At 69.3% G+C, this 19919-nt stretch carries 18 protein-coding genes; 13 read left to right on the forward strand and 5 right to left on the reverse strand.

Annotation, left to right across the window (positions count from 1 at the left end; genetic code table 11):
- The first annotated feature begins 3 nt into the window (after positions 1-3).
- From AC1HIL_RS06970 to AC1HIL_RS06990, 5 genes are read left to right on the forward strand one after another with little or no spacing between them, the layout of a single operon-like run.
- Positions 4-912, forward strand: a complete 909-nt coding sequence (locus tag AC1HIL_RS06970; protein ID WP_479671453.1) for an ABC transporter permease subunit — start codon at positions 4-6, stop codon at positions 910-912.
- A gap of 17 nt (positions 913-929) precedes the next feature.
- Positions 930-1967, forward strand: a complete 1038-nt coding sequence (locus AC1HIL_RS06975) for an ABC transporter ATP-binding protein (protein WP_479671454.1) — start codon at positions 930-932, stop codon at positions 1965-1967.
- The gene (locus AC1HIL_RS06980) at positions 1964-3001 is read left to right on the forward strand and encodes a peptide ABC transporter ATP-binding protein (protein ID WP_479671455.1); all 1038 of its coding nucleotides are present in this window, start codon (positions 1964-1966) and stop codon (positions 2999-3001) included. The genes AC1HIL_RS06975 and AC1HIL_RS06980 overlap by 4 nt, the downstream gene beginning before the upstream one ends.
- A gap of 44 nt (positions 3002-3045) precedes the next feature.
- Positions 3046-4677: an ABC transporter substrate-binding protein gene (locus AC1HIL_RS06985; RefSeq protein ID WP_479671456.1), complete on the forward strand. Its 1632-nt coding sequence runs from the start codon at positions 3046-3048 to the stop codon at positions 4675-4677.
- Positions 4678-4716: 39 nt separating this feature from the next.
- The gene (locus AC1HIL_RS06990) at positions 4717-5463 is read left to right on the forward strand and encodes a 5'-methylthioadenosine/adenosylhomocysteine nucleosidase (protein ID WP_479672471.1); all 747 of its coding nucleotides are present in this window, start codon (positions 4717-4719) and stop codon (positions 5461-5463) included.
- Here AC1HIL_RS06990 and corA read toward each other — a convergent pair.
- Positions 5456-6442: a magnesium/cobalt transporter CorA gene (gene corA / locus AC1HIL_RS06995; RefSeq protein WP_057593823.1), complete on the reverse strand. Its 987-nt coding sequence runs from the start codon at positions 6440-6442 to the stop codon at positions 5456-5458. The genes AC1HIL_RS06990 and corA overlap by 8 nt on opposite strands.
- A 231-nt stretch (positions 6443-6673) precedes the next feature.
- Between corA and AC1HIL_RS07000 the strand changes: the two genes are divergently transcribed.
- The 4 genes from AC1HIL_RS07000 to hprK all read left to right on the forward strand — a co-directional run bounded on the left by AC1HIL_RS07000 (position 6674) and on the right by hprK (position 11218).
- Positions 6674-8806 carry an ATP-dependent helicase gene (locus AC1HIL_RS07000; protein ID WP_261217817.1) on the forward strand — a complete coding sequence of 711 codons (2133 nt, stop codon included), beginning with the start codon at positions 6674-6676 and terminating at the stop codon, positions 8804-8806.
- A 346-nt stretch (positions 8807-9152) separates the two neighbouring features.
- Positions 9153-9482 carry a ribosome hibernation-promoting factor, HPF/YfiA family gene (gene hpf, locus AC1HIL_RS07005; protein WP_057593826.1) on the forward strand — a complete coding sequence of 110 codons (330 nt, stop codon included), beginning with the start codon at positions 9153-9155 and terminating at the stop codon, positions 9480-9482.
- 209 nt (positions 9483-9691) lie between these two features.
- A complete protein-coding gene (locus AC1HIL_RS07010; protein ID WP_057593827.1) occupies positions 9692-10159 on the forward strand; it encodes a PTS sugar transporter subunit IIA in 468 nt (155 codons plus the stop codon).
- A 99-nt stretch (positions 10160-10258) separates the two neighbouring features.
- Positions 10259-11218, forward strand: coding sequence for an HPr(Ser) kinase/phosphatase (gene hprK, locus AC1HIL_RS07015; protein ID WP_057593828.1), 960 nt, complete (start codon positions 10259-10261; stop codon positions 11216-11218).
- A gap of 1 nt (position 11219) precedes the next feature.
- Here the strand turns inward: hprK and fur are convergent, their stop codons facing one another.
- Positions 11220-11639, reverse strand: coding sequence for a ferric iron uptake transcriptional regulator (fur, locus tag AC1HIL_RS07020; RefSeq protein ID WP_057593829.1), 420 nt, complete (start codon positions 11637-11639; stop codon positions 11220-11222).
- Positions 11640-11727: 88 nt separating this feature from the next.
- On the opposite strand from fur, the gene AC1HIL_RS07025 reads away from it, so the two are divergent.
- The 4 genes from AC1HIL_RS07025 to AC1HIL_RS07040 all read left to right on the forward strand — a co-directional run bounded on the left by AC1HIL_RS07025 (position 11728) and on the right by AC1HIL_RS07040 (position 14443).
- Positions 11728-12291 carry an outer membrane protein assembly factor BamE gene (locus tag AC1HIL_RS07025; RefSeq protein WP_057593830.1) on the forward strand — a complete coding sequence of 188 codons (564 nt, stop codon included), beginning with the start codon at positions 11728-11730 and terminating at the stop codon, positions 12289-12291.
- A 124-nt stretch (positions 12292-12415) separates the two neighbouring features.
- The gene (gene dapB / locus AC1HIL_RS07030) at positions 12416-13234 is read left to right on the forward strand and encodes a 4-hydroxy-tetrahydrodipicolinate reductase (protein ID WP_479672472.1); all 819 of its coding nucleotides are present in this window, start codon (positions 12416-12418) and stop codon (positions 13232-13234) included.
- Between the two features lie 28 nt (positions 13235-13262).
- Positions 13263-13964: a MotA/TolQ/ExbB proton channel family protein gene (locus tag AC1HIL_RS07035; RefSeq protein WP_479671457.1), complete on the forward strand. Its 702-nt coding sequence runs from the start codon at positions 13263-13265 to the stop codon at positions 13962-13964.
- A gap of 11 nt (positions 13965-13975) precedes the next feature.
- Complete coding sequence (locus tag AC1HIL_RS07040; RefSeq protein WP_479671458.1) at positions 13976-14443, forward strand: ExbD/TolR family protein; 468 nt, start codon at positions 13976-13978, stop codon at positions 14441-14443.
- 18 nt (positions 14444-14461) lie between these two features.
- On the opposite strand, the gene AC1HIL_RS07045 is transcribed toward AC1HIL_RS07040, so the two are convergent.
- Genes AC1HIL_RS07045 through glgC form a run of 3 tightly spaced genes read right to left on the reverse strand, consistent with a single transcriptional unit; the run spans position 14462 to position 19828 of the window.
- A complete protein-coding gene (locus tag AC1HIL_RS07045; RefSeq protein ID WP_057593833.1) occupies positions 14462-16945 on the reverse strand; it encodes a glycogen/starch/alpha-glucan phosphorylase in 2484 nt (827 codons plus the stop codon).
- Between the two features lie 46 nt (positions 16946-16991).
- Positions 16992-18491 carry a glycogen synthase GlgA gene (glgA, locus tag AC1HIL_RS07050; protein WP_479671459.1) on the reverse strand — a complete coding sequence of 500 codons (1500 nt, stop codon included), beginning with the start codon at positions 18489-18491 and terminating at the stop codon, positions 16992-16994.
- Positions 18492-18499: 8 nt separating this feature from the next.
- Complete coding sequence (glgC, locus tag AC1HIL_RS07055) at positions 18500-19828, reverse strand: glucose-1-phosphate adenylyltransferase (protein WP_057593834.1); 1329 nt, start codon at positions 19826-19828, stop codon at positions 18500-18502.
- Positions 19829-19919 lie beyond the last annotated feature (91 nt).

The raw sequence follows: 19919 nt of genomic DNA on the forward strand, positions 1-19919 counted from the left end.
TCCATGGCCTCGACCCACACCCTTCCCAGCGCCACCTCCGGTGCCACGGTGCCGCCCAGCCCCTGGCGCGAATTCTGGAGCGCCTTCAGCGCCAACCGCGGCGCGGTGATCGGCCTCGCCACCATCGTCGTGCTGCTGCTGGTCGCGCTGCTCGCGCCGTGGATCGCGCCGCATGCGCCCAACCAGACCAACAGCGCCGTGTTCCTGCAGCCGCCGGCCTGGCAGCAGGGCGGCTCGCTCACCTACCTGCTGGGCACCGACGCCATCGGCCGCGACATCCTTTCGCGCCTGATGCACGGCGCGCGCCTGTCGCTGTCGATCGGCGTCGCGGTGGTCGCGCTCTCGGTGGTGGTGGGCGTGGTGCTCGGCCTGGTCGCGGGCTTCTTCCGCGGCGTGCTCGAGATCGCGATCATGCGGCTGATGGACATCATCCTCACGCTGCCGAGCCTGCTGCTCGCGATCGTGATCGTGGCCATCCTCGGGCCGGGCCTCATCAACGCGATGCTCGCCGTGGCCATCGTCGTGCTGCCGCACTACGTGCGCATCACGCGCGCGGCCGTCATCGCCGAGGTCTCGCGCGACTACGTGACCGCGGCGCGCGTCAGCGGCGCCGGCACCTTGCGCCTGATGTTCCGCGAGGTGCTGCCCAACTGCGCGGCGCCGCTGATCGTGCAGGCCTCGCTCGGCATCTCCACCGCCATCCTCGACGCCGCCGCGCTCGGCTTCCTCGGCCTCGGTGCGCAGCCGCCGTCGCCCGAGTGGGGCACCATGCTGGCCGATGCGCGCGAGTTCGTGCTGCGCGCCTGGTGGGTCGTGACCTTCCCCGGCCTCGCCATCCTCGCGGCGGTGCTGGCCTTCAACCTGCTGGGCGACGGTCTGCGCGACGCGCTCGATCCGAAGCTCAAGCGCTGAAGCAAGGGAACGCATCGATGCCTTTGCTCGACATCCAGGATCTGCACGTCGAATTCCCGACCCAGGGCGGCGTGATGCATGCGGTCGACGGCGTGAGCCTCTCGCTCGAGGAGGGCGAGGTGCTCGGCATCGTCGGCGAGTCGGGCTCGGGCAAGAGCGTGACCATGATGGCGCTGATGGGGCTGATCGGCTTCCCGGGCCGCGTGCGCGCCGACCACATGCGCTTCGCGGGCCGCGACCTGCTCGGCATCTCCGACAAGGCGCGCCGCGCGCTGGTGGGCAAGGAGGTCGCGATGATCTTCCAGGAGCCCACCACCAGCCTCAACCCCTGCTTCACCATCGGCTTCCAGTTGATGGAGACGCTGCGCCTGCATCTCGGGCTCGACCGGCGCGCGGCCAAGAAGCGCGCCACCGAACTGCTCGAGCAGGTCGGCATCCCGGCCGCGTCGTCGCGCCTCTCGAGCTATCCGCACCAGCTCTCGGGCGGCATGAACCAGCGCGTGATGATCGCGATGGCGATCGCCTGCAACCCGCGCCTGTTGATCGCCGACGAGCCGACCACCGCGCTCGACGTCACGATCCAGGCGCAGATCCTCGACCTGCTGCGCGAGCTGCAGAAGGAGCGCGGCATGGCGCTGGTGCTGATCACGCACAACATGGGCGTGGTCAGCGAGATGGCGCAGCGCATCGCCGTGATGTATGCGGGCCAGGTGATGGAGCAGCAGCGCGTGGACCGGCTGTTCGCGACGCCGCAGCATCCCTACACCGAGGCGCTCCTGGCCGCGCTGCCCGAACGCGCGCCGCCCGACGGCCGGCTCGCCACCATCGCGGGCGTGGTGCCCGGCGTGCACGACCGGCCCGCGGGCTGCCTGTTCGCGCCGCGCTGCGGCTACGTGACGACGCGCGCCTGCCAGGTGCGCCCGGCCCTGCGCGGCGTCGAGGCGCTGCCCGGCGCGCAGGTGCGCTGCCACTTCCCGCTCGGCGAGCCCGGGCGCATGGCCGCGATCGAGCGCGACCGGCCGCGCCTGCCGCGCGTCGAGGAGGCCGCATCGTGAGCGCCGCGGAGATCGTGGTCGAGGCGAAGAACCTGCAGCGCATCTACGAGGTGCGCCGCGGTCTGTTCCGCCCGAGCGCGCAACTGCGCGCGGTGGGCGACATCTCGTTCCGGCTCGAGCGCGGCCGCACGCTCGCGGTGGTCGGCGAATCGGGCTGCGGCAAATCGACGCTCGCGCGCATGGTCGCGCTGATCGAGAAGCCGACGGCGGGCCAGCTCACGCTGGTCGGCCACGATGCCGTGAACCCGCCGTCCGAGCGGCGCCGCGAACTGCGCCAGGCCGTGCAGCTGGTGTTCCAGAACCCCTACGGCTCGCTCAATCCGCGCAAGAAGGTCGCGGCGGTGCTCGAGGATCCGCTCGCGATCAACACCACGCTCGGCAAGTCCGAGCGTGCCGCCAAGGCACGCGAGATGCTCGCGCGCGTGGGCCTGCGGCCCGAGCATGCCAACCGCTATCCGCACATGTTCTCGGGCGGCCAGCGCCAGCGCATCGCGATCGCGCGCGCCCTGATGCTCGAGCCGCGGCTGGTGGTGGCCGACGAGCCGGTGTCGGCGCTCGACGTGTCGATCCAGGCCCAGGTGCTGAACCTGCTGGCCGACCTGCAGGCCGAGCTCGGCCTGGCCTACCTGTTCATCTCGCACGACCTCGGCGTGGTGCGCCACATCGCGCACGACGTGCTCGTGATGTACCTCGGCCATGCGGTGGAGCAGGGGCCGAAGGCGCGCATCTTCGAGCGCCCGCTGCATCCCTACACGCAGGCGCTGCTGGCCTCCACGCCGGGCCTCAGCAGCCAGCGCATCGTGCTCAAGGGCGAGCTGCCGTCGCCGCTGTCGCCGCCCACGGGCTGCGTCTTCAGCACGCGCTGCCCGCATGTCACGCAGCGCTGCCGCGACGAGCGGCCCGTGCTGCGCGAGCTCGACCAGCGGCGCGTCGCCTGCCACTACGCCGAGCGTTTTCTCGAAGGCGCGCCGGTGGTACGCGCCGACCTGCCGTCGGCACCGCCGTTCGTCGCGCCCGTCGCGATGAATCCCTGAAACCCGCTTTCCGTTTTCTCCAACCCGTGTCTCAAGGAGTTCCCATGACGAACCGTTCCCTCCTCCCGCGCCGCGCACGACGGCTGGCGCTGCTGGCACCCGTGGCGATCGCGGCGCTGACCCTGGCCTGCGGCGCGGTGTCGGCCAAGACGCTGGTCTACTGTTCCGAGGGCAGCCCCGAGAACTTCTATCCGGGCATGAACACCACCGGCACCTCGTTCGACGTGACCACGCAGGTCTACAACACCATCGTCGAGTTCGAGCGCGGCGGCACCAAGGTCGTGCCGGGCCTGGCCGAGAAGTGGGACATCTCGGCCGACGGCACGGTCTACACCTTCCACCTGCGCAAGGGCGTGAAGTGGCACACCACGAGCAAGAGCTTCAAGCCCACGCGCGACTTCAACGCCGACGACTTCATCTTCATGATCGATCGCCAGTGGAAGGAGAGCGATCCCTTCTTCAAGGTCACGAGCCAGAACCACTCCTACTTCAACGACATGGGCATGCCCAAGCTGCTGAAGTCGGTGGACCGCGTCGACGACTACACGGTGAAGATCACGCTCAACCAGGCCGAGGCGCCGTTCCTCGCCAACCTCGCGATGCAGTACGCGGGCATCCAGTCGAAAGAGTACGCGATCGCGATGCTCAAGGCCGGCACGCCCGAGAAGGTCGACCAGGACCCGATCGGCACCGGTCCGTTCTACCTCGTGCAGTACCAGAAGGACGCGATCATCCGCTTCAAGGCCTTCCCGCAGTACTGGGGCGGCAAGGCCAAGATCGACGACCTCGTGTTCGCGATCACGCCCGACGCCTCGGTGCGCTGGGCCAAGCTGCAGAAGGGCGAGTGCCACGTCATGCCCTACCCGAACCCGGCCGACCTCGACGCGATCCGCAAGGATCCGAACGTGCAGGTGCTCGAGCAGCCGGGCCTGAACGTCGGCTACCTCTCGTACAACACGACGAAGAAGCCCTTCGACGACGTGCGCGTGCGCAAGGCCATCAACATGGCGATCAACAAGAAGGCGATCATCGACGGCGTCTACCTCTCGACCGGCGTGGCCGCGAAGAACCCGATCCCGCCGACCATGTGGTCCTACAACGATGCGGTGAAGGACGACCCCTACGATCCCGAGGCCGCGAAGAAGCTGCTGGCGCAGGCCGGCTTCCCCGACGGCTTCTCGACCGACCTGTGGGCCATGCCGGTGCAGCGGCCCTACAACCCGAACGCCAAGCGCATCGCCGAGCTGATGCAGGCCGACCTCGCCAAGATCAACGTCAAGGCCGAGATCAAGAGCTTCGAATGGGGCGAGTACCGCAAGCGGCTGCAGGCCGGCGAGCACCAGATGGGCATGCTGGGCTGGACCGGCGACAACGGCGATCCCGACAACTTCCTCTACACGCTGCTGGGCTGCGCCTCGGCCAAGTCGGCCAGCGGCAGCAACATCTCGAAGTTCTGCTACCAGCCCTACGAGGACCTCGTGGTCAAGGCCAAGAGCACGACCAAGCAGGCCGACCGCGACGCGCTCTACAAGAAGGCACAACTCATCTTCAAGGAGCAGGCGCCGTGGTTCACCATCGCGCACGCGGTGCAGCTCAAGCCGGTGCGCAAGGAAGTGATCGACTTCAAGCTCAGCCCCTTCGGCCGCCACACCTTCTACGGCGTGGACATCAAGTAAGCGGTGGCTGCGGCGGCACCCATCGCGATCGTCGCGGCGATGCACGAGGAGCTCAAGGCGCTGCTCGCGCTGATGCCCGACGAGCAGCGCGTGCGCGTCGCGGGCCGCGACTTCTGGGTCGGCCACCTGCGGGGCCAACCCGTGGTCGCGGCGCTGTCGCGCATCGGCAAGGTCGCCGCGGCGGTGACGGCCACGCTGCTGCTCGAGCGCTTCGGCGTGCGCGCCATCGTCTTCAGCGGTGTCGCGGGCGGGCTCGCGCCGGGTGTTCGGGTCGGCGACGTGGTGGTGGCGACCGAGCTGCTGCAGCACGACATGGACGCCTCGCCGCTCTTTCCGAAGCACGAGGTGCCCTTGATGGGGGTCTCGCGGTTCGAGGCCGATGCGGCGATCGGCGATGCGCTGGCGGCCGTGGCCGAGCAGATCCTGCGCGATCCCGTGGCCCTGGTGGGGCAGGGTGCCGTCGACGAGTTCGGCCTGCGTTCGCCGGCCGTGCATCGCGGCCTGCTGATCAGCGGCGACCGCTTCGTCTCGACAGCGGCCGAGAGCGAGGCGCTGCGCCGCGCGCTGCCCGATGCACTGGCCGTGGAGATGGAAGGCGCCGCGGTGGCGCAGGTCTGTCACGACTACGGCGTGCCCTTCGCCGCGATGCGCACGATCTCGGACCGTGCCGACGACGCGGCCCATGGCGACTTCGCGCGCTTCGTCGCCGAGGTCGCGAGCCGCTACAGCCTCGCGCTGGTCGGCGCGTGGCTCGCCGCCCAGCCTTCTACTGCGGTTGCTACTTGAGCCAGCCGCGCCGGCGGAAGTACCACATCGGCACCAGCGCGCTCGCGGCCATCAGCACGATGGCGTAGGGATAGCCCATGGCCCAGTCGAGCTCGGGCATGAACTTGAAGTTCATGCCGTAGATGCTCGCGATCAGGGTCGGCGGCAGCAGCGCGACGCTGGCCACCGAGAAGATCTTGATCGTCTTGTTCTGGTTGATGTTGATGAAACCGACGGTCGCATCCATCAGGAAGTTGATCTTGTCGAACAGGAAGGCCGTGTGGTTGTCGAGCGATTCGATGTCGCGCAGGATCTGCCGCGCTTCCTCGAACTGCTCGGCATTGAGCATCTTGCTGCGCATCATGAAGCTGACCGCGCGGCGCGTGTCCATCACGTTGCGGCGGATGCGCCCGTTCAGGTCTTCCTGGCGCGCGATGGCGCCCAGCACCTCGCCCGCTAGCTCGTCGCTGACGTTGCCCGAGAGCACCTTCTTGCTGGCGGCCTCGAGCTCGTCGTAGATGTTCTCGAGCGAGTCGGCCGAGTACTCGGCGTCGGCGTCGAAGAGCTTGAGCATCACTTCCTTCGCGTCCTCGATCAGCCCCGGGGCGCGGCGCGCGCGCATGCGCAGCAGGCGGAACACGGGCACGTCCTCGTCGTGGATCGAGAACAGCACGCCGCGGCTGCGCAGGTCGGTGTTGTGCTGGTTGAGGATGAAGGCGACGCGCACCGCGCGCGGGGCTTCGTCGTCGTCGATCAGGAAGTCGCTGCGGATGTGCAGTTCGCCGTTGTCCTCTTCATAGAAGCGCGCCGATTCCTCGATGTCCTCGTCCATCGCGTCCTCGGGGATCGAGAGGCCGTAGTACTGCTTGATCCAGCGCTTCTCCTCGAGCGTGGGCGATTCGAGGTCGACCCAGATCGGCTGGAAGCGGGAGAGCTCCTCGAGGGCCTCGATCTCTTCCTGGACGAGGCGGCCGTTGGCGAGCGTGAAGATATTGAGCATGGCTCACTCCCGAGAAATGGCTGGGGCGATGGGGCGGACGGGCGGGGGACGAGAAAGAGGGGCGCTTTCAAATCCCGGAGCCGGTCGGCCGGGCTCAGCCGGGAGTTGAAAGCTGCCGAGACGGGGCGGTTTCCATGATGCGGTCTCCAGTTGCAGCGAGGCGCGATTATGTCATCGGCGAATGAGCGCAGAGTTGGCTGGACTGGACGAACATCCAGTAGAGTGGCGGCCATGCCGAGCGCCGCGTCCCCCGTCTTTTCCCATCCGCCGGCGACCCAGGCCGAGCGCCTCGCGGCCGCCCTTGCGAGCCTCAACGACGAACAGCGCGCGGCGGTCGAGCACGGGGTGGAGGCGCTGGCCGGTGGCGCTCCGGACGCGGCCGATGCGGGCCCGCTGCTCGTGATCGCCGGCGCCGGCTCGGGCAAGACCAGCACGCTGGCGCACCGGGTGGCGCACCTGATCGCGCGCGGGGTCGATCCGCAACGGCTGCTTCTCTTGACCTTCTCGCGCCGCGCCGCGCAGGAAATGGCGCAGCGCGCCGGCCAGGTGCTCGCGCGCGTGCTGGGGCTGCAGGCCCACACCGCGCCCGCGCTGCCCTGGGCCGGCACCTTCCACGGCATCGGCGCGCGGCTGCTGCGCGAGTACGCCGCGCAGATCGGGCTGGACGACAACTTCACCATCCACGACCGCGGCGACGCCGAGGACCTGATGGGGCTGGCGCGGCACGAGCTCGGCTTCTCCTCGAGCGCGCGCCGCTTTCCGCACAAGGGCACCTGCCTGTCGATCTATTCGCGCTGCGTGAACACGCGCGCGCCGCTCGAGTCGGTGCTCAGGCAGTCCTTTCCGTGGTGCGCCGAATGGGGCGTCGAGCTGCAGCAGCTGTTCGGCGCCTACGTCGAGGCCAAGCAGCAGCAGAACGTGCTCGACTACGATGACCTGCTGCTCTACTGGGCCGGCATGATGGAGGAGCCCACGCTGGCGCGGCACCTGGGCGAGCGCTTCGACCACGTGCTGGTCGACGAGTACCAGGACACCAACCTGCTGCAGGCCGCGATCCTGCTCGCGCTCAAGCCCGACGGGCGGGGCGTGACGGTGGTGGGCGACGACGCGCAGTCGATCTATTCGTTCCGCGGCGCGACGGTGCGCAACATCCTCGACTTCCCCTCGCAGTTCTCGCGGCCGGCGCGCGTGGTCACGCTGGAGCGCAACTACCGCTCCACCCAGCCGATCCTCGACGTGTCGAATGCGTGCATCGCTCATGCGGCCGAGCGCCATGCCAAGACGCTGTGGACCGACAAGCCCTCGGCCGGGCGGCCGCAGATCGTGCGCGTGCCCGACGAGGCCCAGCAGGCCTGCTGGGTGGCCGACCAGGTGCTCGCGCACCGCGAGGGCGGGCTCGCGCTCAAGTCGCAGGCGGTGCTGTTCCGCACCTCGAGCCACAGCGCGCCGCTCGAGCTCGAACTGGCGCGCCGCAACATCCCGTTCGTGAAGTACGGCGGGCTCAAGTTCCTCGAGGCCTCGCACGTGAAGGACCTGCTCGCGGTGCTGCGCTTCGCGCAGAACCCGCGCGGCCGCATGGCGGGCTTTCGCGTCACGCAACTGATCCCGGGCATCGGGCCGGCCACCAGCGCGAAGCTGCTCGACGCGATGGACCAGGCGGCCGACCCGGCCATCGCCCTGCGCGACTTCGTGCCGCCGAGCGCCGCGCGCGCCGAATGGGCCGCCTTCGCCGAGGCCTATGCCGCGCTGCGCGCGCCGTCGCTGGCCTGGCCGGCCGACGTGGGCATCGCGATGGAGTGGTACCTGCCGCACCTCGAGCGGCTCTACGACGACACCGCGGGCACGCGCCGCGGCGACGTCGAGCAGCTGGTGCACATGGCCTCGGGCTACGCCTCGCGCGAACGCTTCCTCACCGAGCTCACGCTCGATCCGCCCGAAGCCACCAGCGACCGGCCCGGGCCGCCGCTGCTCGACGAGGACTACCTGATCCTCTCGACCATCCATTCGGCCAAGGGGCAGGAGTGGAATTCGGTCCACGTGCTCAACGTGGTCGACGGCTGCATGCCGGCCGACGTGGCGCAGAGCGCGCAGGAGCTCGAGGAGGAACGGCGCCTGCTCTACGTGGCCATGACCCGCGCCCGCGACCACCTGCACCTGCTGGTGCCGCAGCGCTTCTACATCCCGCAGCAGGCCGCGCGCGGCGACCGGCATCTGTATGCCAACCGCAGCCGCTTCATTCCCGATGCCGACCTCGCGCGCTTCGAAGCCCGGACCTGGCCGCCCCCGCCGCCTCGCGCGCCCGCGGTGCCGCCGCCGGCCGCGGTGATCGACCTGCGCAACCGGATGCGCGCCGCCTGGCGCTGAAGGGCGCCCGGCCCTTTCCCCAGCAGGGACATGCGCGGGTGGCCGCGAAAGATGGGCGCGGCAGCAATGGTTCGCAACGCGGCCCGCAGCATGCGGGGCCGCTGGGGCCTGCTATGGAAGAAATAGCTGAGCATGCGGCGCGGTCCGCCAGCCCGTCATCCGGGCATCCCCCGGTATTGCAATACCGTGACAGCTTGGGCATAGTGAATCGACCTTCTCCTCTCCCGCACCGCTCCTTCTTTCCCCTCTCCCCCTTTCTTCTCCCAGCCCCACAACCGTTTTCGCCGGCCGCGCTGCATCCGCAGCGATGGTCATTTCCCCAACCGTCAATTCCAGGAGGTCATTCATGAATTTGACGATCAGCGGTCATCACCTCGACGTCACCCCTGCCTTGCGCACCTACGTCACGAGCAAGCTGGACCGGGTTATCCGACATTTCGACCAGGTGGTCGATGTGAAGGTGATCCTCACGGTGGAAAAGCAGAAGGAAAAGGAACGCCGGCAACGGGCCGAGTGCAACATCCACGTCAAGGGCAATGACATGTTCGCGGAGTCGAGCCACGCTGATCTCTATGCCGCGGTCGATGAACTGGTCGACAAGCTCGACCGCCAGGTGGTGCGCCACAAGGACCGCCTGCAGGACCATCACCACAGCGCGCCCAAGCGCCTGATGTAGGACGAAGCGGGTTCCCGGCTGTCGCGCTGGAGACTCTCGAAGCCGCCTCCGGGCGGCTTTTTCATGGGCTTTTCCGACTGCCCATCAAGGGTTTGAAGGGCCTCTGTCGAGGGAAGCGAGGCCTGCGGGCAACATGTAACCAGAAAGTAGATAAGCGGAGTGGGGGTTTTTACCAAGCAGGTGCATAATCGCCCCCGCTCTGACCCACCATGAATCGTCTCGCGTCCATCCTGCCGCCCGCTCAAGTGCTCGTGAGCGTTGACGCCACCAGCAAGAAGCGTGCTTTCGAGGAAGCCGGCTTGCTGTTCGAAAGCCTTCACGGGCTGGGCCGCGCCCTGATCACCGACAGCCTGTTCGCGCGCGAGCGCCTCGGCTCCACCGGCCTCGGTCATGGCGTCGCCATTCCGCATGGTCGCATCAAGGGCCTCAAGGCCCCGATGGCCGCGGTGTTCCAGCTCGCGAACCCGATCGGCTTCGACGCCCCCGACGAGCAGCCGGTCGGCCTGCTGATCTTCCTGCTGGTGCCCGAAGCCGCCACGCAGAAGCACCTCGAAATCCTCTCCGAGATCGCCGAGCTGCTGAGCGACGCCGGCCTGCGCGAGCAGATCAAGTCGAGCACCGACGCGGCCGCGCTGCACGGCCTGATCGCCGGCTGGCACTCCACGCAAGTCGCCTGAGCCCATGGCTCGGGGCGTGGCTGCTGCTAAGCTGCGCTGCCTTTCCTCCCGTTCCCCTCACCTCCGAAGAAGCGGTGCCGCGCGCCGCGCCCTGAACGCATGAAGCCGACCGTCATCAGCGCCGATGCCATGTTCGAGGAGTTCCGCGGCTCGCTGCGCTGGGAATGGCTCGCGGGACTCGGCGCGTCCGAGCGCCAGTTCGATCCCGAAGTCATCAGCCGCGCCCAGTCGGCCGCCGACCTGGTCGGCTACCTCAACTACATTCACCCGTACCGCGTGCAGATCCTCGGCGCGCGCGAGGTCGCCTACCTGACGCGCGGCAGCCCCGAGGACACCGCGCGGCGCATCGCCCGCATCGTCACGCTCGAGCCGCCGATGCTGGTGCTGGCCGACGGGCAGGCCGCGCCCGACGAGCTGCTGTCGATCTGCGAGCGCGCCCAGTTGCCGCTGTTCGCCACGCGCGAATCCTCGGCCTTCGTGATCGACCTGCTGCGCGCCTACCTGTCCAAGCACTTCGCCGAGCGCACCTCGATGCACGGCGTGTTCATGGACATCCTGGGCATGGGCGTGATGATCACGGGCGAGTCGGGCCTCGGGAAGAGCGAGCTCGGCCTCGAGCTGATCTCGCGCGGCAACGGCCTCGTGGCCGACGACGCGGTCGATCTCTACCGCATCAACCAGAACACCATCGAGGGCCGCTGCCCCGACCTGCTGCTCAATCTGCTCGAGGTGCGCGGCATCGGCCTGCTCGACATCCGCGCGATCTTCGGCGAGACGGCGGTGCGGCGGAAGATGCGGCTCAAGCTCATCGTGCACCTGGTGCGGCGCGACAGCTTCGAGCGCGACTACGAGCGCATGCCCTCGACGCCGCTCACGCAGGACGTGCTGGGCATCCCGGTGCGCAAGGTCATCATCCAGGTGGTGGCGGGCCGCAACATCGCCGTGTTGGTCGAGGCCGCGGTGCGCAATTCGATCCTGCAGCTGCGCGGCATCGACACCTATGCCGATTTCGTGGCGCGCCACCACAAGGCGATGGAAAGCGCGCGCGACGCGGACTAGCTCAGCGCTTCTTCACGCAGTCGCCGCACAGACCGTAGAGCGACATGGCGTGGTCCTGCAGGATCCAGCCCTTGTCCTTGGCCACCAGCTGCTGGCGGCGCTCGATCTCGGCGTCGTAGAACTCCTCGACCTTGCCGCAGGCGGTGCAGATCAGGTGGTCGTGGTGCGTGCCTTCGTTGAGTTCGTAGACGGCCTTGCCGCTCTCGAAGTGGCTGCGCTCGAGGATGCCGGCCTGCTCGAACTGGGTGAGCACCCGGTAGACGGTGGCCAGGCCGATGTCGGAGTGCTCGTTGAGCAGCACGCGGAACACGTCCTCGGCGGTCATGTGGCGTTGGCCGCCGGTCTGGAAGATTTCCAGGATCTTCAGCCGCGGCAGGGTGGCCTTGAGGCCGGTATTCTTGAGTTCGTCGATATTGGCCATGATGGTTCCTGCGCCCTGGGCAGCCAAAGGCCCCGGAAGGGGCCAGCCGCTACAATGGCCGATCATATCGCTACCCCCTTTTCCCCCAATGCCTGCCATTTTCCAACGCCGTCCCTGGCTGCTGGCTGCGGCCGTTGCCGTCACCCTGGGCCTCGGTGCCTGCAGCGGTATCAGCGAGCGCTCGCGTGGCGCGCTGGCGGCCGTCACTCCCTACAAGGTCGAGGTGGTCCAGGGCAATTTCGTATCCAAGGAACAGGTCGCCGCGCTCAAGACCGGCATGTCGCGCCAGCAGGTGCGCGAGATCCTTGGCACCTCGCTGCTGACCGACATCTTCCATTCGAACCGCTGGGACTACGTCTTCACGATCCGGCGCCAGGGCGTGGAGCCGCAGGAACGCCGCTTCACCGTCTTCTTCAACGGCGAGCAGCTCGAGCGCTGGGAAGGCGGCGACATGCCGAGCGAGGAAGAATTCGTCGCCACGCTCGACACCCGCAAGAAGACCGGCAAGGTGCCGCCGCTCGAGGCCACGGAAGAAGAACTCAAGAAGTTCGACCCCAAGGGCGACCGGAAAGCCACCGACACCGAGAGCAAGGCGCCCGCCACGCTGCCCCCGCTGCCGGCCGCCTACCCGCCGCTCGAGGCCGCGCGCTAAAAGCGGCGCCCGGCCGGCGCGCCGAACCTGGCTTGGCGGGGCGGCGCGGTTCCCTCATCCACCGTCCCCACCGTCCCTCGACGGCAAGCAAGCCCGAATCCGCGTGACCGACTCCAACACCACCATCTCTTCCACGCCGGCCGCGCGCCGGGTTGCCGTTGCCGGCGCGTCGGGCCGCATGGGCCGCATGCTGATCGAGGCGGTCCGTAACGCCCCCGACTGCCGCCTGGCCGGCGCGCTCGACGTGGCCGCCAGCCCCGCCATCGGCAGCGACGCGGGCGCCTTCCTCGGCTTCGCCAGCGGCGTGGCCATCCATGCCGACCTGCGCGCGGGCCTGCAGGACGCCCAGGTGCTGATCGACTTCACGCGCCCCGAGGGCACGATGGCCCACCTGGCCGTCTGCCGCGAGCTCGGCGTGCAGGCCGTGATCGGCACCACCGGCTTCAGCGACGCGCAGAAGGCCGAGATCGCCGAGATCGCGAAGGACATCGCGATCGTCATGGCGCCCAACATGAGCGTGGGCGTCAACGTCACCTTCAAGCTGCTCGAGATGGCGGCCAAGGCGCTGTCCACCGGCTACGACATCGAGATCGTCGAAGCCCACCACCGCCACAAGATCGACGCCCCCTCGGGCACCGCGCTCAAGATGGGCGAGGTCATCGCCGACGCGCTGGGCCGCGACCTCAAGGAATGCGCGGTCTACGGCCGCGAAGGCGTGACCGGCGAGCGCGACCCGTCGACCATTGGCTTTGCCACCGTGCGCGGCGGCGACATCGTCGGCGACCACACGGTGCTGTTCGCCGGCACCGGCGAGCGCATCGAGATCGCCCACAAGTCCTCGAGCCGCGCCAATTACGCGCAGGGCAGCCTGCGCGCGGTGCGCTTCCTGGCCGACCAGCGCGCCGGCCTGTTCGACATGTTCGACGTGCTCAGCCTGCGCTGAGACGGCTCCCCCTTCGCCATCCCCGACGATGAGCGTCCTCGAACTGCTGACCCACGGCGACGGCGTCAGCCGCTCGGTGGCTGCGCTGCTGCTCGCGATGTCGGTCTCGAGCTGGGTCGTGATCCTCTGGAAGGGCTGGCTGCTGCGCGGCGGCACGCGCGACGTGCTGCGCAGCATCGCGGCCTTCTGGCAATCGACCAGCCTCACCGAGGCGGAACAGCGGTTGCAGGCCTTCGACCGCTCGGCGCTGGTGCTGCCCACGGTCGCGGCGCTGCGCCAGGCCGCGGCCTCCCGGACGCAAGACGCCGCCACCCTCGGCGCCGCGGGCGACCGCAACCAGCGCCTCACGCGCGTGCTGCGCGAGGCGCTGCACGGCGCGCTGCGGCGGCTGCAGGCCGGGCAGATCCTGCTCGCCACGGTCGGCGCCACGGCGCCCTTCGTCGGCCTGCTCGGCACGGTCTGGGGCATCTACGGCGCGCTCGTGGGCATCGCGGGCCAGGCCGGCGGCTTCACCATCGACAAGGTGGCCGGCCCGGTCGGCGAAGCGCTGGTGATGACCGCCTTCGGCCTCGCGGTGGCGATCCCGGCCGTGCTGGCCTACAACGTCTTCGGCCGTGTCATCGCCCGCGTCGAGGCCGAGCTCGAAGGCTTCGCCCACGACCTGCTCGGCAACTTCGGCGAAGCGCCTGCGCCGGCCCCGCCGCCGCCTGCCCGGCCGATGCCGGTCTGAAGGATTCCGCCGTGGCCTTCGGACGCACCTCGCTCGGCAGCAGCTCCGCCGGCGGTGGCCGTGCCACCGGTGCCGGCGGCCAGCGGCCGCTGTCCGACATCAACGTCACGCCGCTGGTCGACGTGATGCTGGTGCTGCTGGTGATCTTCATCATCACGGCGCCGCTGATGGCCAGCTCGATCAAGCTCGACCTGCCGCAGACCGATGCCGGCCAGCCCAACGACACGCCGAAGTTCGTGAGCCTGTCGGTCGACGCCTCGGGCAAGGTCTTCCTCAACGACCAGCCCGTGACCGACGAGGAGCTCGCGACCCGCCTCGAGAAGGCCGCCGCCGACAGTAAGGACACCGAGGTCCAGCTGCGCGCCGACCAGACCGTGCCCTACGGCCGCGTGGTGGCCCTGATGGGCATCGCCAACAAGGCGGGCCTGAGCCGCATCGGCTTCGTCACCGAGGCGCCGCCGCCGACGACGCCGCGCTGATGCCGCCCGGCGCCGGGCTCAGCCCAGCACCACCGGCTTGGTCTGCCAGATGTCGTGCGCGTACTCGGCGATCGTGCGGTCCGACGAGAAGGCGCCCATGCCCGCCACGTTGAGGATCGCCATGCGCGTCCAGGCATCGGCATCGCGGTAGAGCGCATCGACCTCGGCCTGCTTCGCGACATAGCTCGCGTAGTCGGCCAGCAGCAGGTAGTGGTCGCCCCAGTTCACGAGCGCGTCGTAGATGCCCTGGTAGCGCGCCGGTTCGGCCGGCGAGAAGGCGCCGTCGCGGATCGCGTCGAGCACGCGCCGCAGCTCCTCGTTCCCGTCGTAGATGTCGCGCGGCTGGTAGCCGCGCGCGCGGATCTCGGCCACCTCGGGCGTGGTGTTGCCGAAGATGAAGATGTTCTCGGGCCCGACGTTCTCTCGCATCTCGACGTTGGCGCCGTCGAGCGTGCCGATGGTCAGCGCGCCGTTGAGCGCGAACTTCATGTTGCCGGTGCCCGAGGCCTCGGTGCCGGCGGTGGAGATCTGCTCCGACAGGTCGGCCGCCGGCATGATGATCTCGGCCAGGCTCACGCTGTAGTTCGGCAGGAACACCACCTTCAAGAGCTTGCCCACGCGCGCGTCGGCGTTGATGGTGGCGGCCACGTCGTTGATGAGCCGGATCACCTGCTTGGCCATCACGTAGGCCGAGGCCGCCTTGCCCGCGAACACCACCACGCGCGGCACCATGTCGACGCTGCCGCCCGCGGCCTGGGCGTCGAGGATGCGGTGGTAGCGCGCGATCACGTGCAGCACGTTGAGCAGCTGGCGCTTGTACTCGTGGATGCGCTTGACCTGCACGTCGAACATCGCGTCGGTGTCGACCACGATGTTCATGTGCTGCTCGATCCAGTTGGCCAGCCGCAGCTTGTTCTCGCGCTTGGCGTGGCGGAAGGCGCGCACGAAGGGCGGCTGCGTCGCCATCGGCCGCAGCGCCTCGAGCTGCGAGAGGTCGCGCCGCCAGCCCTTGCCCAGCCGCTGGTCGAGCAGCGCGGCCAGCGGCGGGTTGGCCTGCGCGAGCCAGCGCCTGGGCGTGACGCCGTTGGTCTTGTTGTTGAAGCGCTCGGGAAAGATCTTCGCGAAGTCCGCGAAGATCGACTGCTTCATCAGCTCCGAGTGCAGCCCCGACACGCCGTTGATCGAGTGGCTCGCGAGCACCGCCACGTAGGCCATGCGCACGCGGCGCTCGCCGGCCTCGTCGACCAGCGAGAGCCGGCGCATCAGCTCGACGTCGTTGCCGTGCGTCTGCGTCACGGTGGCGAGGAAGCGCGCGTTGATGTCGTAGATGATCTGCAGGTGGCGCGGCAGGATGCGCCCGAGCATCTCGACCGGCCAGGTCTCGAGCGCCTCGTGCATCAGCGTGTGGTTGGTGTAGCTGAACACCTTCTGCGTGTGGGCCCAGGCCGTGTCCCAGGGCAGGCCGTGCTCGTCGAGCAGCAGGCGCATCAGCTCGGGCACCGCGAGCACCGGGTGGGTGTCGTTGAGGTGGATGCTGACCTTCTCCGAGAGCCGGTCGAAGCTGGTGTGGTTGCGCAGGTAGCGCCGCAGCAGGTCCTGCACGCTGGCGCTGCAGAAGAAGTACTCCTGGTGCAGCCGCAGCTCGCGGCCCGAGGGCGTGGAGTCGTCGGGGTAGAGCACGCGCGAGACGTTCTCCGAGTGGTTCTTGCTCTCCACCGCCGCCATGTAGTTGCCGCGGTTGAAGGCCGAGAGGTCGATCTCCTCGGTGGCGCGCGCCGACCACAGGCGCAGCGTGTTGGTGGCCTGCGTGCCGTAGCCCGGGATGATGGTGTCGTAGGCCACGGCGCGCACGTCGTGGGTGTCGACCCAGTCGGCCGCGCCGTAGGGCGCGTTGGTGCCCTCGCGCTTCTGCACGCGGCCGCCGAAGCGCACGCGGTAGTTGACCTCGGGCCGCTTGAATTCCCAGGGATTGCCGCGCGTGAGCCAGTAGTCGGGCGTCTCCACCTGCTGGCCGTCGACGATGCGCTGGCGGAACATGCCGTACTCGTAGCGGATGCCGTAGCCCATGCCCGGCACGCCGAGCGTGGCCATCGAGTCGAGGAAGCAGGCCGCGAGCCGGCCCAGGCCGCCGTTGCCGAGTGCCGCGTCGGGCTCGCGCTCGGACAGCGCCTCCATGTCGACGCCGAAGTCGGCCAGCGCGTCGCGCACGGTGGCGTGCAGGTCGACCGCGAGCAGCGCGTTGGTGAAGGTGCGCCCGATCAGGAACTCCATCGACAGGTAGTACACGCGCTTGAGGTCCTGCGCATAGTTGGCGCGCGTGGTGGCCATCCAGCGCTCCACCAGCTGGTCGCGCACCGCGAGCGCGGTGGCGTAGAGCCAGTCGTCCTGGCTCGCGGCCACGGGGTCCTTGCCGACCGCGTAGATCAGCTTGTTGGCCACGGCGCGCTTGAAGGCCGCGACATCGCGGTCGGGATGGTCGTAGGCGAAGTCTTCGATCGTCATGGTGGGTGTGTCTTGTGTGCGGGTTGAACGGATGCCTGCGCCTTCTTCAGTGGGGCAGGGGCGTCGGTGCCTGGGCCGCGGCCAGCGCCTGCCGGTACACGGCCACGTACTGCGCGGCCGCGGTGGCCCAGTCGGCGGGGCGCCGCATCGCATGGCCGCGCACGCGCCGCCAGTCGGGTGCGCGCTGGTAGAGCGCGAAGGCGCGGCGTACCGCGCGATCGTAGTCCGCCGAGTCGAAACGGTCGAACACGAAGCCGGTGGCCTCGCCGCTGGCCATGTCCTCGAGCGTGCTGTCGACCACCGTGTCGGCCAGCCCGCCGACGCGGCGCACCAGCGGCAGGCTGCCGTACTTGAGGCCGTACATCTGCGTCAGGCCGCAGGGTTCGAACAGCGAGGGCACGAGGGTCACGTCGCCCGCGCCGAAGAGCTGGTGCGCGAGCGTCTCGTTGTAGCCGATGGTGACGCTGACCGCGTCGGGCGCGGCGGCCGCGCGCTGGCGGAAGGCGTCTTCGAGCCAGGCCTCGCCGCTGCCCAGCAGCGCGAGCTGGCCGCCCTGGGCGAGCAGCGCGTCGAGGCCCTGCAGCACCAGGCGCAGGCCCTTCTGTTCGGTGAGCCGGCTCACGAGGATGAACAGCGGCGCGTCGGGCCGCTCGGCCAGCCCGAGCTGGTGCTGCAGCACGGACTTGCAGCGCGCCTTGCCCGCCATGTGGCGGCCCTCGGGCGCCTGGTAGCCCTGCAACAGCGCCGGGTCGGCGGCCGGGTTCCAGACCTGGTCGTCGACCGCGTTGAGGATGCCGTCGAGCACGCCGCCGCGCTGGCGCAGCAGGCCGTCGAGGCCGCAGCCCTGGTCGGGCGTCTGGATCTCGCGCGCGTAGGTCGGGCTCACGGTGGTGAGCCGGTCGGCATAGGCGAGCCCGCCCTTCATGAAGGAGAGCTGGCCGTGGTATTCGAGCCCGTTCATCTGGAAGGCCGGCGCGGGCAGGCCGAGCTCGGGGAAGTGCCAGGGCGCGAACAGGCCCTGGTAGGCGAGGTTGTGGACCGTGAAGACGCTGCCCACGCGCGGCCCGTCGACGCCGCGCGCGAAGGCCATGTAGGCCGGCGCGAGCCCCGCGTGCCAATCGTGCGCATGGACCACCTCGGGCAGCCAGGCCGGATCGAGCCCCTGCGCGAGCCGGGCCGCGGCCCAGCCCAGCAGCGCGAAGCGCCGGTGGTTGTCGCCGTAGGGTTGCCGGTTGGCGTCCTCGTAGGGATTGCCGGGCCGGTCGAACAGCGCGGGTGCGTCGACCACGTAGGCCGGGATCGGCGGCGCGCCGTCGATCTCGATGCGCCCCTGCAGCAGCCCGAAGCGTTCGCCCCAGGGCGCCGAAAAGGCCGCGACCGGCGCGAGCCCGCGCATGCCCGCCACGATGGCCGGGAAGCCCGGCAGCAGCACGCGCGCGTCCTGGCCCGCGGCCATCAGCGCGAGCGGCAGCGCGCCGGCGACGTCGGCCAGGCCGCCGGTCTTGAGCAGGGGGAAGAGTTCGGCGCTGACCTGGAGGACTCTCATCGGCGGCATCAGGCGGCGGGCGCCGCGGAGCGCTCCGCCAGCCGCTTGAGCATTTCGCGCGTGACCAGCACCACGCCCGTTTCGGTGCGCTCGAAGCGCGCGGCATCGGCCTCGGCGTCCTCCCCGATCACCATCTCGTCGGGGATCACGCAGGCGCGGTCGATCACCACGCGGCTGAGCCGGCAGCCGCGCCCGACCTCCACGTCGGGCAGCAGCACCGCCTCGTGGATGGTGCAGAACGAATGGATGCGCACGCCCGAGAACAGCACCGAGCTGCTGACCTGCGAGCCCGAGACGATGCAGCCGCCCGAGACGATGGTGTTGACCGTCATGCCATGGCGGCCGTCGTGGTCGAGCACGAACTTCGCCGGAGGCAGCTGCCGCTGGTAGGTCCAGATCGGCCAGTCGGTGTCATAGATGTCCAGCTCCGGGGTGATCGACGCGAGGTCGAGGTTGGCGGCCCAGAATGCATCAATCGTGCCCACGTCGCGCCAGTAGGCCTTGGCATCCGGCCCGCGCGCGGCGCGCGTGACGCAGGACATGCCGAAGGGATGCGCGAGCGCCCGGCCCTCGGCCACCGCGCGCGGGATGATGTCCTTGCCGAAGTCGTGGCTGGAGTTCGGGTCGCGGCTGTCTTCCTCGAGCAGCTTGTAGAGGTAGGCCGAATCGAACACGTAGATGCCCATGCTGGCCAGCGCCACGTCGGGATGGCCCGGCATCGCGGGCGGGTCGGCCGGCTTCTCGAGGAAGCTGGTGATGCGGCGGCTGTCGTCGATCGCCATCACGCCGAAGGCCGTGGCCTCCATGCGCGGTACCTCGATGCAGCCCACGGTGCAGCCGGCGCCGCTCTCGGCATGGTCCTTGACCATGATCGAGTAGTCCATCTTGTAGATGTGGTCGCCCGCGAGCACCACCACGTAGTCGTGCGGCGTGGAGCGGGTCTGGATGATGTCGAGGTTCTGGTAGACCGCGTCGGCCGTGCCGCGGTACCAGTGCTCGTCGCCCATGCGCTGCTGCGCGGGCAGCACGTCGACCATCTCGTTGAGTTCGGCGCGCAGGAAGCTCCAGCCGCGCTGCAGGTGGCGCATCAGCGAATGCGACTTGTACTGCGTGACCACCGCCATGCGGCGGATGCCCGAGTTGAGGCAGTTGGAGAGCGCGAAATCGATGATGCGGAACTTGCCGCCGAAATACACGGCCGGCTTGGCGCGCCGGTCGGTCAGCTGCTTGAGCCGGGAGCCGCGTCCGCCGGCCAGCACCAGCGCGATGGTGCGGCGCACGAGCTGGTGCGATTGCAGTGGCGCGCCGGGGGCGGCCGCGGGGGTCTTGGGGTCCATCCTGTGTCTCCGTTCGTTCGTGTGTCGTCAGAGTTTCTGTACGTGCCTGTGCCCGCTCGGGCCCTTGCACACTAGCACCGCCGCGCGGCGC

This window comes from Variovorax sp. ISS6 (genome assembly GCF_056523145.1).

Excerpts from the sequence above, each read along its gene's own strand:
- fur (WP_057593829.1), bottom strand. The coding sequence starts at position 11,639 with ATGGCCAATATCGACGAACTCAAGAATACCGGCCTCAAGGCCACCCTG.
- AC1HIL_RS07010 (WP_057593827.1), top strand. The coding sequence starts at position 9,692 with ATGAATCGTCTCGCGTCCATCCTGCCGCCCGCTCAAGTGCTCGTGAGC.
- AC1HIL_RS06975 (WP_479671454.1), top strand. The coding sequence starts at position 930 with ATGCCTTTGCTCGACATCCAGGATCTGCACGTCGAATTCCCGACCCAG.
- glgA (WP_479671459.1), bottom strand. The coding sequence starts at position 18,491 with ATGAGAGTCCTCCAGGTCAGCGCCGAACTCTTCCCCCTGCTCAAGACC.
- AC1HIL_RS07045 (WP_057593833.1), bottom strand. The coding sequence starts at position 16,945 with ATGACGATCGAAGACTTCGCCTACGACCATCCCGACCGCGATGTCGCG.
- corA (WP_057593823.1), bottom strand. The coding sequence starts at position 6,442 with ATGCTCAATATCTTCACGCTCGCCAACGGCCGCCTCGTCCAGGAAGAG.
- AC1HIL_RS07000 (WP_261217817.1), top strand. The coding sequence starts at position 6,674 with ATGCCGAGCGCCGCGTCCCCCGTCTTTTCCCATCCGCCGGCGACCCAG.
- hprK (WP_057593828.1), top strand. The coding sequence starts at position 10,259 with ATGAAGCCGACCGTCATCAGCGCCGATGCCATGTTCGAGGAGTTCCGC.
- AC1HIL_RS07025 (WP_057593830.1), top strand. The coding sequence starts at position 11,728 with ATGCCTGCCATTTTCCAACGCCGTCCCTGGCTGCTGGCTGCGGCCGTT.
- AC1HIL_RS06985 (WP_479671456.1), top strand. The coding sequence starts at position 3,046 with ATGACGAACCGTTCCCTCCTCCCGCGCCGCGCACGACGGCTGGCGCTG.
- hpf (WP_057593826.1), top strand. The coding sequence starts at position 9,153 with ATGAATTTGACGATCAGCGGTCATCACCTCGACGTCACCCCTGCCTTG.
- glgC (WP_057593834.1), bottom strand. The coding sequence starts at position 19,828 with ATGGACCCCAAGACCCCCGCGGCCGCCCCCGGCGCGCCACTGCAATCG.
- AC1HIL_RS06970 (WP_479671453.1), top strand. The coding sequence starts at position 4 with ATGGCCTCGACCCACACCCTTCCCAGCGCCACCTCCGGTGCCACGGTG.
- AC1HIL_RS06990 (WP_479672471.1), top strand. The coding sequence starts at position 4,717 with ATGCACGAGGAGCTCAAGGCGCTGCTCGCGCTGATGCCCGACGAGCAG.
- AC1HIL_RS07035 (WP_479671457.1), top strand. The coding sequence starts at position 13,263 with ATGAGCGTCCTCGAACTGCTGACCCACGGCGACGGCGTCAGCCGCTCG.